6 protein-coding genes and 1 pseudogene are annotated in these 14178 nt (G+C 46.0%); 3 read left to right on the top strand and 4 right to left on the bottom strand.

The genetic code is table 11. From position 1 onward, the window contains the following. Nucleotides 1–236 precede the first annotated feature (236 nt). Nucleotides 237–1064 carry a LysR substrate-binding domain-containing protein gene (locus JCM23214_RS21165; protein WP_267879425.1) on the top strand — a complete coding sequence of 276 codons (828 nt, stop codon included), beginning with the start codon at nucleotides 237–239 and terminating at the stop codon, nucleotides 1062–1064. Nucleotides 1065–1066: 2 nt separating this feature from the next. Here JCM23214_RS21165 and JCM23214_RS26815 read toward each other — a convergent pair. Then, nucleotides 1067–4328, bottom strand: a pseudogene (locus JCM23214_RS26815) (acetyl-CoA carboxylase family protein). A gap of 92 nt (nucleotides 4329–4420) precedes the next feature. Continuing rightward, the gene (locus JCM23214_RS14765; protein ID WP_025899618.1) at nucleotides 4421–4849 is read right to left on the bottom strand and encodes a SufE family protein; all 429 of its coding nucleotides are present in this window, start codon (nucleotides 4847–4849) and stop codon (nucleotides 4421–4423) included. A 162-nt stretch (nucleotides 4850–5011) separates the two neighbouring features. Between JCM23214_RS14765 and JCM23214_RS14760 the strand changes: the two genes are divergently transcribed. Next, nucleotides 5012–5863 carry a sulfotransferase family protein gene (locus tag JCM23214_RS14760; RefSeq protein ID WP_025899617.1) on the top strand — a complete coding sequence of 284 codons (852 nt, stop codon included), beginning with the start codon at nucleotides 5012–5014 and terminating at the stop codon, nucleotides 5861–5863. Here the strand turns inward: JCM23214_RS14760 and JCM23214_RS22770 are convergent. Continuing rightward, complete coding sequence (locus JCM23214_RS22770; RefSeq protein WP_025899616.1) at nucleotides 5842–7779, bottom strand: hybrid sensor histidine kinase/response regulator; 1938 nt, start codon at nucleotides 7777–7779, stop codon at nucleotides 5842–5844. The genes JCM23214_RS14760 and JCM23214_RS22770 overlap by 22 nt on opposite strands. Nucleotides 7780–7944: 165 nt before the next feature. Further along, a complete protein-coding gene (locus tag JCM23214_RS14750) occupies nucleotides 7945–12102 on the bottom strand; it encodes a cadherin domain-containing protein (protein WP_025899615.1) in 4158 nt (1385 codons plus the stop codon). A 306-nt stretch (nucleotides 12103–12408) separates the two neighbouring features. Between JCM23214_RS14750 and JCM23214_RS14745 the strand changes: the two genes are divergently transcribed. After that, a complete protein-coding gene (locus tag JCM23214_RS14745; RefSeq protein WP_148301913.1) occupies nucleotides 12409–14178 on the top strand; it encodes a peptidase domain-containing ABC transporter in 1770 nt (589 codons plus the stop codon).

Genomic DNA, 14178 nt, shown 5'->3' with positions numbered 1-14178 from the left:
ACACAATACGGGGAAATACACATCGTTCAATGACCGTTTCATGACAACAGTAAATTATTTGCGTTTCTCCTTCATTTTTCTTCACTCTTGATAAAGACCCAGAATAAGTCCATAACATTAAGTTATGAACTACTGAATATTTGATGGAGAAGCCTCATGATTCGGCTTAGACAACTTGAAGCCTTTCGGGCAGTGATGTCGACCGGCGGGGTTACTTCGGCTGCAAGCTACTTGGCATTTCCCAACCAGCAGTTAGTCGACTAATTGCAAGTCTTGAAAGCGCCATGGGAATGGCTCTTTTTGAACGCCGGCAAGGCCGACTATACCCGACTTACGAAGCGCGTTTCCTTCTTGAAGAAGTGGAACGGGCGGTTTCGAACCTGGAACATATTTCCCGTTTATCTGAAGATATTCGAAACCAGAAAGCAGGTCATTTACGGATTGCCTGCCTGTCAGGCTTTGCAACGTCTCTTATGCCAACAGTGATCGCAGACTTTTTAAAAGATCGCACCGACGTCACAATGTCCATCCAAACAAGATCAGCAGTACGCGTTCGAGAGTGGATTGCCGCCCAACAATATGACATTGGCGTGGCGGATGAGTTTGAGGGGCATAGCGCAATACAACACGAATCTGTAGATATTCGCACCTTTTGCGTAATGTCCCCGCAGCATCCACTAGCCAGCCTTCGTGTCATTCGCCCCGAAGATCTTCATAATATGCCCATGATCGTACAAGATCGTGAAAACCGCTTCCATCACAGACTAAAATCCGCATTTGACCGAAGCGGTGCATCCCTTAACGCAAAAGTTGAAGTCAGGCAATTTGCAACCGCATGTCTATTGGCGTTGCAGGGAGTGGGAGCGGCAGTTGTTAGTTCAATTGACGCTGCTGAATATACAGGACGGGGCTTGATTGCCAGACCTTTTGAACCAGAAATGTTATTTCGTCTTGATATCCTTTACCCGAAATTTCATCCCAGGTCGCTATTGCTTCAAGATTTCATCCAGCACTTTAAAGCCCGCCTGAAACCGTTTGCACACCAAGCTTCAGACGATCTGTAAGACTACCACGTATCGACAAACGTACGCTTCTTGCCAAAACGGGGCATAGCAGGTCCTGCGGCGTTGATGGCTTGCAGCAATCTGTCCCGGGTGGTTGCGGGATCAATTACATCATCAATTTCCATATAAGCGGCTGCGTTAATTGCTTTACCACGTTCATAAGCCTGCGCCACCATTTCCTCAAACATTCGCTGACGCTCTTTTTTGTTTTCTATGGCCGCCAGCTCTTTTCGAAACCCCAACCTTACGGCACCTTCCAGCCCCATTGGCCCCATTTCGCCGGTAGGCCATGCAAGTGTGACAAACGGTGCATGCATAGACCCTCCCGCCATCGCCTGAGCGCCGAGTCCGTATCCTTTGCGTAATATAACCGTGAAAACCGGCACTGTTATGCTGCCGGCCGCCGCAAATAAACGAGACGTCTTACGCACAAGAGCCGTTTTTTCAGCTTCTGGCCCAACCATAAATCCAGGCGTATCACATAGTGTTAAAATCGGTATATCAAAAGCATCGCATAGCTGGATGTGCCGGGCAGCTTTTTCGGCACCGTCTGCATCAATGGCACCTCCCAGATGCGCTGGATTGTTTGCAATATATCCAAGTGGACGCCCAGCGATCCGCAAAAAGCCGGTTAACATTCCGGGTGCAAAAGCACTTTTAAGTTCCACGACGCTGTCCACGTCCGCCAAAATATTTATCACTTTTCGAATATCATAAACCCGAAGTCTATTTTCTGGTATCGCAAAGCGTAAATCCCGTTGATCCGCACTCGTGAAAGCGCTTGTCTCTCCCTGAAAATATGACAATACATTCCGAGCCATATCCGTTGCGTCACTCTCGTTTTCGCAAACAATATCTATAACCCCGTTTGGTGCTTGCACAGACACCGGCCCCACTTCCTCTGGCGCAAACACTCCGAGGCCGCCCCCTTCAATCATTGCCGGGCCGCCCATGCCAAGGGACGTGTCTTTTGTTGCAATAAGTATATCGCTAACTCCCATCAACGCAGCGTTCCCCGCAAAGCATCTTCCGGAAGCTATACCTATTCGTGGCACAAGGCCTGACAGACGAGCATAGGTTTGAAATGTCGGCACATCGAGTGTAGATGCAGCATATATGTCGACATCCCCCGGGCGTCCACCGCCCCCCTCACCGTAAAAAATAATTGGTAGTTGCCGTTGTTCCGCCAGATGAAATAACCGATCCGTTTTTTTGTGATTCATACCGCCTTGTGTACCGGCAAAAACGGTATAATCATACCCGAGCACTATACAGTTAGATTTATCACTCCCAAACTGGTCTGCGTTGATGCTTGCGGTTCCCGCTACCATACCATCAGCGGGGCTTAATTTTTCCAATTCTTCAACAGATCGTCTGGATCTTTGTGCTGCCAGATTAAAACCGCCATATTCAGAAAAACTACCCGGATCAACCAGTCTCTCAATATTTTCGCGGATCATTTTTTTATTTGTTTTGCGCCGCTTTTCAACAGCTTCCGGTCGCGCAGCGTCCAGTAGTCTGCTTCGTTTGTCTAACAAGGCTGCCAGATCTGGTCGGATAAAATCCCGATCTATTTCTGTTTCTTCTATTTCCTCCTGAGTTTCAGTCGCCGTAGGTTCAATACGCAAGAGAGCAGCTCCCTCATCCAAAGTAGAGCCTTCGCTGACATAGACATGACTTACTGTACCAGCATGCGAAGCAAGAACCAGATGCTCCATTTTCATCGCTTCAAATACAGCGATTTCTTGTCCCTTTTTCACCGCATCACCAACGGCGACCGAAAGTTTGATCAATGTTCCTGGAAGCGGGGCTAAGGCAGCACAGTCGTCCTTTTCAGCGTCATCAGAAGAGAGCTGAGGCGACACCTCATTATCAAAAATCCTCTTTTTCTGTGAAATAGCCGACAATAATCTCTCAAAATTGTCATCAATGTAAGTTGTGGTAACGGGAGATACGAGCACATCCTCCTGTTTCAGAACAGTTTGCAGAAAGGGAATGGTGGTCTCAACGCCTTCGATTTGATAATCGTCCAAAACCGATTGAGCCTTTCTCAACAACTGTCTAACGGTTTTTTGCTTGTCACTAATAATAATTTTGGACAGCAGTGAATCGTATCGCGGATTTGCGCGCCACCCCAGATATGCCGAACTTTCCGCGCGATCCCACGACCTTGCGGCAATTCATGCCTTGTAATAGTTCCGCCGGAAAGTCGTGGCTGACCATCAGATCCAAAATACTCTGCGTTTACTCTAAGCTGCACTGCCGATCCACGGCTCTCCGCTTCGATGGAAAGGTCAGCAATGCTTTCACCCCTTGCTACCCTTAACTGCAATTCCACAAGGTCCAGATCAAATATTTCTTCGGTAACTGTGTGCTCAACCTGTATCCGCGGATTTACTTCCATAAAGCATATTGATTGCCATCTTTAGAAACCAGAAATTCAAAAGTACCCAACCCCTTATAAGCCACCGATCGGGCCATTCGAATGGACGCCTCATAAAGCTGTTTTCTTAGCAAATCAGACAAGTCTTGCGCCGGCGCCATTTCAATAATTTTCTGATTTCGTCTTTGCAAGGAGCATTCCCGCTCTGCGAAATGTACCGCATCCTCGCCATCACCAAGGATTTGAACTTCAATATGGCGTGCGTTTGGCATGAACTGCTCTACATACAAATCTCCACACCCGAAAAATGCCCGGGCTTCTCGTTCAGCACTTTCGAATGCTTGCTGTATTAACCTTGTTTCGGTGACAAGTCGCATCCCACGCCCGCCGCCACCAGCAATCGCTTTGATAAACATGGCAGATCCAGGACTCAGCTCACTAAAAAACCGCTCCGCTTCATTAGCAGTAACCGGTTTATTTATGCCCTTCAGCACAGATACATCATTTGAAACAGCCAATGCCCTTGCAGCGCTTTTATCAGATAGAGCGGAAAGCGTCTGAGCTGTGGGGCCAACAAACAGAATTCCCTCCGCTTCACATCTGGAGGCGAACTCGGCGCTTTCGCTTAAAAATCCATAACCAGGGTGGATCGCATCCACTTTTAGTTCTTTTGCAACGGATAGGATTTCTTCAATGTCGAGATATGCTGCAGCTCCTTCACCAGATATTTTAGTGCGAGAAGGCAGCATCTTTACGTGTAACGCATCACTGTCGTCTTCTGGATATATCCCGAAGGTTTCAATGCCCAAATCACGGGCTGTTTTAAACACACGAATAGCAATTTCGCCCCGATTAGCGATTAACAAGCGTTTCACAGACATGCCTCCCCATGCGCATTTAGCGCTTCTTGTTAGTTGGAAAGCCAGCCTACACCGTCGAAGTGCTACTTAAAAGGGTTTATGAATAGTATCCGTCAGCCTGCATGCCGATTGGCTGCGGCCATAACATGCTTCACCAACGAATGAAGTCCATTGCTTCTCGATGGAGATAAATGTTTACTTAGGCCCAACTCTTCAATGAAATCTGATCCAGTATCAAGGATTTCCTGCGGTGTGTGATTATCATATACAGCAAGTATCAGCGCAATCAGCCCGCTTACAATCATTGCGTCACTTGCGGCTTTAAAACGCAGACGATCCCCCTCCATATAAGAGATCAACCAGACCTGCGACTGACAGCCCTGCATCAAATTCTCTTCGGTCTTAAGTTCATTAGGGAAATCAGGCAGCTTTTTGCCAAGGTCGATCAAATACCCATAACGGTCAGTCCATTCTTCAAGGAAGAGAAAGGCATCCTTAAAGTCCTGAATTGTATCTGCTGTCGATGGAACCGTTTCGGTCATAAGGTCGTCACCCAATCCTAAATATCAATCAGCCTGAAATAACAGTTTTACCGAAATTCTCAACCCCTATCCCATCTGAAAGCTAAGATCAGAATACGCCAGCCCTGAAGATTTGTTGTAAAAATTATAGTATTCATTACTCTGAGCGGGGGGAGTTTTATAGTGGCTAACAAAACACAGTTAGATTTTACGCCGATTTTCGTAGGCGGTTCCATGCGGACGGGAACCAGTCTGCTGCAGCATGTGTTAAGTTCATCCAGTGAAGCGAACGATATGGCGTTCGAATGCCACTATCTCACAGATCAGCTCACCATTTACCAGAAATGGTCACAAAAAGGCGAGAGAATGGCTGCTGATTTTTTTGGAAGTCAACAGGGTCTGAAAGAATATACGATTTCTCTCGTCTTGAATTTCCTTAAGAGTACTCATCACCACCAGCACAAACCTCGTTTCCTCGTACTGAAGCAACCAGAATTAACTCCCTATTTTCCATTTCTTGCCAAAGTTTTACCGCAGGCAAAATTCATAACCAGCATCAGAGATCCAAAAGATGCAGTTACATCCATGTTAAAAGTCGCCGAAAAACAGGTCCGGCTTGGAAGAAGCAGTAACATGGTAGTCCTTGGCAGGGATATGGCGGCGTTGACCAAACTGTTCCTGAGTTATTATGGAACGCTCCACAAAATGCCTAAAACCGATCCCTCTCAACACGCATTTCTGAAATATGAAGATCTTGTGTTAAAGCGTGATATCCTGCTTCCCAAGCTGGAAGCATTCACCGGTCTCGACCTCTCTTCCTATGATCCAGAAGCGGATTGGCAATACACCCGGCCCAGAGAAGAAAACAAGGCATTCGACACTAAAATTAGAGGTAAAGGTATAAGCGATCAATCAATCGGAAATTATAAAGAGGAATTGAATAGTAAAGAAATTGTAATCATAGAACGGACCGCTGCTGATTTCATGAAATACTTCAAATATCCGATGAATGATCAATCCAATGCTTCAGATTGATTAACATTTAGATCAGAGCTTTGCTTCTCATCTGCCGCAAGAGCAGGCAACAACAACTGCACTGTCGTTCCGATACCTTCCTCAGAATAAATCGACAAAGTGCCTCCTGATTGGGTCGCGAACCCATATACCATACTTAGACCAAGCCCGCTTCCCTTGCCAACGTCCTTGGTCGTATAGAAAGGCTCCATAACATGAGGCATAACTTCTGGCGGTATACCGCTGCCGGTATCGCTAACGATCAAGGATACGTATTTTCCCGGTTTTGCGCTACTTTCCATAAGCACATAACTGTCATCCACAACTTTATTTCGGGTTTCAATTGTGAGCGTTCCAACCGAATTCATGGCATCGCGAGCATTCATACACAAATTAAGTAACGCAAATTCCAATTGTGTTACATCCGCATTGCACTTCCATAGATCTGGATCGAAATCCGTTTTCAGGGAGACGCTTGGACCAACCACCCCGTTTATTTCTTTCATGATCTGCTTTACAAACTCGTCTAGCCTGAACGCACTTGGCGAAAGGCGCTGTGAGCGGGAAAAAGCCAACATGCTCTGCGTTAGTTCCGCCCCCTTATCAGTAGCGCGCATCATCGCCTGAAGCCTTGCTTCCAGCTCTGGAAACTTATCCCCCAGCACTTCTGCTACATACTCGGCGTTTCCTTGAATGACTGCGAGAATATTGTTGAAATCATGTGCAACTCCGCCGGAAAGCTGACCCACCGCTTCCATACGCCTGCTATTTTCTAACTGTTCTTCCAACTCAATGCGTTCTGTGACATCAGCAGTGCTACCACGATATCCACAAAACTCTCCGCTATCATCATAATATGGTAGACCACTGGTGCGGATCCACTTTTTGGCGCCATCAGGTTTTCTAAACCTATAGAGTAATAGATCCCGAAATGGCTTTTTCGCGGCCATCTGCTCGAACATAAAGCGCATATTTGCCTGATTGCGCGCGCCTTGACCAACGATTTCAGCCGTAGTACTTCCAATATAGTCTCTTGCTGGAATACCAAATGCAGCCTCCACCTTGGAGGAAATGAACGTATATTTAAATTGCCGGTCGGTTTCCCAATACCAGTCAGAACTTGCATTATTGAAGTCGGAAAACCGTTTTTCGCTCTCACTCAATGCAAATTCGGTTTGCAATCTGTCGGTTATATCACGTGCAGACAAATAAAGGACTTTAGTGCCCGATATATCCAACACTTCACTGTTAAGAAGAATTTTCCGAACCTCTCCATCGCGCGTTTTGATTGTAGAAGAAAAATTTCTTAACTGAGAGTTTGTCTGAAGTTCTTTGATCAGTTGCTTGCGAATGGATGGAGTTGGCCAAATACCAAGCTCCAGTGCGCTCCTTCCAACAGCTTCACTTCGTGAATACCCCACAGCTTCGACCCAGGCGCGATTTACATCTAGAAATACACCAGTATCGAAGACGGTTAATGAAGATATATTGGAACTGGAATCAAATACCGCCTTAAAAAGCTCAGCGCTTCTGCTCGCTTCCTCTTGCTTGACAATCAGGTCTGTGACTTCGCGCTGTATGCTTACAATACTGCCCTTATCACTTAAGTGCTCATGAACACTGACGTAGCGATTACCACTTAATCGCAAAATAAAATTTCGGCGTGAATAATCCACATAAGGGCGATCCTCGCTCAGAATTTTTGTCACTCGCAATCGATCAGAAATATCGACGACATTTCCATGCTCCAAGTCATACTGTACAAGATCGCGAATAGTAGTTTCCGAATTGATCAAACTTTCCGTATAATCGTAGATAGCTTTGAATTGGCGATTACAGGACAAGACCCTCCCTGCCTTGTCATAAACAACAAAAGCATCTGATGCATTTTCCAGCGCATCCAACAGGATGCTGTCAATATCAAGGCGGTTACTCATAAAACTTGGCCAAGGTGGTACGAATATCTCAGAGTTGAATTCAATTATCAGAACTGTTCAACCGTCAATAGGCTTTATAATTTATTTACCTTAACAAAAAGGAAATGGCGCCATCTCCTGCGGCACCATTTCTCATATCTGAACTATTTTGTTCGCAGTTAAATTTTAACCTTCGATTTTTTCAACCCCCTCGAAAGTTAAGACCGAACTATCATTAAGGGTAATCGTTCCTGCCGCATCTTCGGATAAGAAAATCTCACCATTACCACGGCTCTCAACAGTACCACTCGTTAAATTGAGCCAACTATCTATGTTCCCGTTTGGCATACCGTCCGATAAGACAATTGTGTCAGACCATCCACCGCCATCACCGCCTATGAATGTATCCATTCCATCATTTAGACCAAATTCGTATGCATCCGCACCATCTTGACCATAAATGACGTCATCACCCGCACCGCCGAAAATACTGTCATCGCCGGAGCCCGCATAGACTGTATCCCCACCTGCATCTGCAGTTATGCTGTCATTTCCATCCGTCCCATAGGTAGAGCTTTCCATAACAATTTCGAAGGATGACACCAGTGTTTCTGACACTTCGCCGCTGCTGTCAGTTGCAACAACTGTAATCGGGCGAACCCCTGCAATTTCATGGCTTCCAGATGTATTCGAAAAATTGATATTCTGTACGATCGCTTCATAATGATCCAGATCCCCCTCACCGGAAAGGGTCAAGGTTATTGAAGTCCCCTCCTCTACAATGTCAATTGCAATTCCAGTATCCTGACCATCGAAAGTAAGTACATTTCCGCCGGTAATTTTATAAGGGCCGCTTAAAGACAGGGTATCACCGTTCTGCACATCACTAACTGTCACAACAAGCTGTTGCAGATCTGTGCTATCTGCGTCACTGATCTGGAACGAGGAATTGCCATTTGCATCTTTTGTGAATAGCGGATTGGGCGCTTCCATCAAATCACGAACATCGATTTCAACACTGAACATACCGTCATTGAAATCGAAATCTCCGCCACCAAGAATGTCTTCAAAGCCAAAATTGAGGATGCCGTTTTCTTGATCAACACCCGCAATGAAATGTTCCCTCACAGATACATCTGCATCTGGATTAAACTCTTCCTGGTTGGTTGAGTGAAATACATTGCCTGATTGACTATGAATAGTCCCATCATCTTCAACATAAATGAGTTGAGGAGCGCCTGTGTCAGTATTTACATTATATAGATGATCTTGTGGATTTTGGGTCGCAGGATCAAAATCAGGATTTACAAACATCCAACTACCTGTAGTAGGGAAACTGTTTCCATCTCCGGTATAAGAAGCCTGTGGCAAAAGATCAAAGCCATCTGAAATGACAAAGAAACCAAGCTTGGAGCCGCTTTCAATTCCGTCATATGTCGCAGTCGATTGGCCAGCGGTCAATTTGCCTGTTGAGGCATCCCCCCAGAGGAGTTCAGCACCAGTGATAGTGCCGTCACTGTTAATCTGATACGCACCGATTGAGTTTTGATAACCGGCATATTCACCCTGGAAGGTAATTGTCGCTTCTGATTGGTAATTGATAACAATATCTTCTGCGTCTTTTACCATATCTTCGAAGACTTCGGTTCCAACACGCTCTTCGAGATTTCCTCGTGTATGCAGATCAGGGAACACATCCATATTGCTCAAATCGACATTGTCTTCGACATTGGCAAGTTCAACATCATTTCCAATACCTGTAAGCACGGGAGCTTCTGCATCACCAATGTTGATCGCATATGTTTCCTGGGTAACATTTACGCCATCACTAACATCAACTGTCACATTGTAGGATTGCACCGTTTCATAATCAGGATCTCCAACTAGTGAAATTTCACCAGTTGCTTCGTCGATGATAAACATGCCTCCAGCGTCATCTGAAAGACTAAAGCTAATGGCGTCATTTTCGGGATCTACGCCAGACACAGTGCCCACAACAGTGCCAGTTGCGGCATCTTCCATCACAAAGTTATTATCAAGCGACACACTATGCACCGCCTCATTGACATCACCGACAGCGATAGTGAACACCTGCTGAGTTACCAAGCCGCCATCGCTTACATTTACGGTAACGCTGTAATCAGGAGTTGTCTCAAAATCCAGTTCACCGGCCAAAGTAATCTCACCGGTAGTTTCGTTAATGCTGAACATGCCGCCCGCATCATCAGCAAGCGTGTAGGTGAGTCCGTCGCCGTTGGGGTCAAAGGCAGTCACCGTACCAACAACATCACCAATAGCGGCATCTTCCAGTATTGAATTATTATCCAGCGCAACCTGTTCCGGTGCATGCTCTATTTTAGGAATGCTCAGGCTTGCAACAGAGGTGGCGGGATCTGCGCTACCATCAGTGGCTGTAACCGACACCGATATATCAAAATCACCTTCCATGTCTGCAGGAACCGTGAGTGTCAATCCGTCAAGATCCGCAACCCCGACAGTCCAGCTTCCATCTTCGTTGCGCTCACCTGCTGACAAGCTTGCGTCACTTGGAATGTTATATACGGTAACCGCGGACAGATCTTCTGATCCGTCTGTATCGACCAGCTCAGCCGTGATATCCAGCGCATATACATTCACTGGAATATCCTCAACTTCCGGCTCTACGGAAATTGATGTAATATAATAGTCTGCATGCCCGGTACCATCCGAATATCCAGTCAGGCTATTGTCTGCCGAGAATACAATTTGATCAAAAGCGCTTCCATTTTCTGCGGCAACAGTAACTGTTCCAATGTGACGATGCCCATCATCGGCCGTGAAACTACCGGAACCAACCTCTACACCATCCATATAGAGTGTGTAAAAGCCCTGTTCATGATGACCTGCTCCTCCTTCATTTGTATAAAGCATGCTGAAGCCAACCTCAGCCGAGGTAGTGCTTCCATCAATTTGAACGATTAGCTCTTCGGACACACCCCCGTTTATATCGCTAGCTCCAATTTGCCCATTAGGACCATCATTGCGGCCAGTAATTCCGATGCGGCCACTGCTGTTGCTCACATAGTCCGCACTAGGATCACTCAGCGTTCCATCATCATTGATCACGCGCCCCAACACAGTAAAACCAGATCCCGTATCATGCACATTCGAAGCGTCAATCGACAGTGTTTCAGTCGTGCCGCCACTGATTGCAGAACGTGTAATATCACCAAGCTCGACGGTAAGCGCCGGTGCATCAGATACTGGCGTCACATCCAATGTCGCAACCGCTGTATCTGAAAATTCTCCATCTGTGATGGTAAAGCTAAAGGGAATATCATCACCGCTGAAATGTTCCGTGGGCGTAAATTCAAACTCCCCCGGTGCAATTTCCACAACGCTGCCATAAGCAGGATCTACAGTTACGTTGGAGACAGACAGACTATCCCCATCCACGTCAGAACTGTTGGCAAGCAAATCAGCAGATGTAAACTGAAGCGTATTATCTTCCAATACAGAGCCAAGATCCACATTCCCAGCTTCAGGAGCTTCATTAACATCACCGACTTCAATCGCATATGTCTGCTGAGTGGTATTTACGCCATCACTCACATTTACAGTAACGCTGTAATTGTTTTGAGTTTCATAGTCCAAAGGGCCTGCTACTTTGATTTCCCCTGTCTCAGGGTCAATGGTAAACATTCCACCGGCATCGTCATCAAGACTAAAGGTGAGTTGCCCGCCTTCTGCATCAAAGGCCGAAACAGTTCCTACGACCTCACCAATATCAGAGTTTTCCAATATAAATCCGTCATCAAGACTCATGGATACTGGAACAGCATCGGTGAACTCTTCTATTGGAGTTCCACCTTCCGAATTTTGCTGCTCTGTCTCTACTAAGCCTTGTGGCTCATCAAATACTTCTCTTTGTTCAAATTCCAGATTTGTTGCGCCGAGCAACGATCCATCGTCAAATACATTCTCTGCTGATGCGCGCGCACCAGGAGCAGCATCTGACGCAACAGGTATTCCGTTTCCATCCAAATCGTCAAAAGACTGAGCAGAGCCCACAAACTCGGCAGAGTTATCATTACTATCGACAACACCGCCTTCTCCAGTATCGACGACTTCATCACTCTCAAATGATTGCTCACCTTGCAAACTTTGAGTATCACCCTCTTCATACCTGTCGCGATCCCCCATATGGATGGCAGCAAGTGACTGATCTGCCTCACCTGGACGAACAGAAGAACTATTCCGGTCCTTTTCTTCACCAAAAGCATTACGCTGTTTCGCAACCGAATTCGTTAAATCCTGCAAATCCTGTTCTGCAGATTGATTTACTGGTTTCTTTGCATCACTCATCACGCATCTCGCTTACTAAAAGTCGACAAGCATCTCATGAACAACGGGAGATACTTTAAATTCAACAGGTATGATGCGAAAAAAACACTTAAGGAACCCTTAATATTTACCTAAAATTTGTCTGCATTTAGGGAAAAATATCGCAAATTTTACAAATATTTATAAGAAAATGCGGTCTCTAAAAATTGCGACAAAAACGCGTAAATTTTTACCAAAATTAAACACTTGCTTCTCAATATGGTTAACGCCTTGGAAAGGTAAACGCTTTAGTCTGCGAAATAGTTAAACCTTTAAAGTGAGCAAAACGTGACAGAAACCAACAGGATTGACGACAAACCAATGCTGAGGCAGTCGGCCATGCCGACAGCCAGGAAGTCTCGCATTGACATTATCCTTAGTTCAACAGCGTTGAACCTGCTCGCCTTGGCATTACCTATTATGATTTTGCAAGTCTATGACCGCATCATTCCAAATAATGCTACTGATACCTTGCTGCTCCTGGTTATTGGTGTCGGGATAGCTCTCTTACTTGAAGCATTTTTCCGTTTGGCACGCGCCTATATTACAGCATATTCCGGCGCGCAGTTTGAACATATAACTGGCTGTCGGGCGCTTGGCAGAACGCTGGGAACAGACATCGCACACTATGAAACCGAAGCCGCTGGGGTGTATTTACACCGCTTTAACGCTATCGATAATTTGCGCGAATTTATGTCTGGCAGCAATATCCTCGTATTTATTGATTTGCCATTTGCCGTAATCTTTCTTGCAATGGTCGGCTATATAGGTGGATCACTCGTAGCGGTTCCTGTTGTTCTTCTAGTGTTGTTTGGCCTCGTCACCCTTTTTGTGGGACGGAGTCTGCGCAAATACTTAAATGAAAAATCTGTTTGGGAAGATCGCAGATACAATTTCCTGATTGAGGTTTTGACAGGCATTCACACGGTTAAAGGCCTCGCACTAGAAGCGCAGATGGTACGCCGATATGAACGACTGCAGGAAACAACCGCAGGCGTACTTCAAAAAGTTACCTTTCAAAACAGTGTCGCTCAAGGGTTGGGAGCTCTTTTCTCCCAAATGACACTGGTTGCCGTTGCCGCTGTAGGATCAATTTTTGTTATTGATGGCGCCCTTACTATTGGTGGCTTGGCTGCCTGTACCCTCTTGTCCGGTCGTGCATTACAGCCACTTATGCGGGCCATGGGAGTGTGGACACATTACCAGAACATTCAACTTGCCAAAGATCGCGTTAACTCCCTGTTGCAACTACCACAAAGCGGAAAAAAAGAAATTACCAGTGATGCGCAGAACATAGACACCAGCCGAATGCCGGAAAATGCTGGCAAAGGCTTAAGTCTGAAATTCGAAAATGTGACCTTTCAATATTCCGACGAAGATCCGGTGTTATTTAAAAATTTAAACTGTCATTTTGAAGCTGGTACGATGAACGCCATTGTCGGGCATAACAGCACAGGTAAATCATCGCTTCTATGGCTGGCTATGGGCCTGTTGCATCCCTCAGAAGGACGTATCCTGCTTGATGGTCAAGATATTAGTGAACTACCGCAGGATTACCTGCACGAACGCATTGCATATCTGCCGCAAAATGGAACCGTATTTCACGGCACGGTTCTTGAAAACCTGACGACCTTTCGAAAAGGTGGGTTTATTGATGAAGCGCTCGAACAATCCAAAAAGCTGGGATTGGATGACGTAATCAGACGCCTTCCCTCGGGCTATGATACAGTTGTTGGTGACGGTGCCTCAGATAGCCTACCGGGGGGTATTCGCCAGCGAATTGCGATTGCACGCGCGCTCGTGAACAAGCCAGATGTCATCCTATTTGACGAAGCAAACACTTCGCTAGACGCAGCAGGAGACGAAATCCTTAAAAATACGCTGCTTGATCTAAAGGGGCATTGCACAATTTTGATGGTCAGTCTGCGTCCATCCTTACTCAAGACAGCGGATTACGGTCACCGAATTTTGGATAAGAAACTTGTTCAGACTCCCATGGAAAATCTGGTGCAATATCGGAAACCCAAAACCAATGTTGAGCGGCTAAGGACTGTGTGA

This window comes from Sneathiella glossodoripedis JCM 23214 (assembly GCF_000616095.1).
GTDB classification, from domain to species: domain Bacteria; phylum Pseudomonadota; class Alphaproteobacteria; order Sneathiellales; family Sneathiellaceae; genus Sneathiella; species Sneathiella glossodoripedis.
The sequence above is the reverse complement of the archived record's forward strand: the minus strand, read 5'-3'. Positions and strand labels throughout refer to the sequence as shown.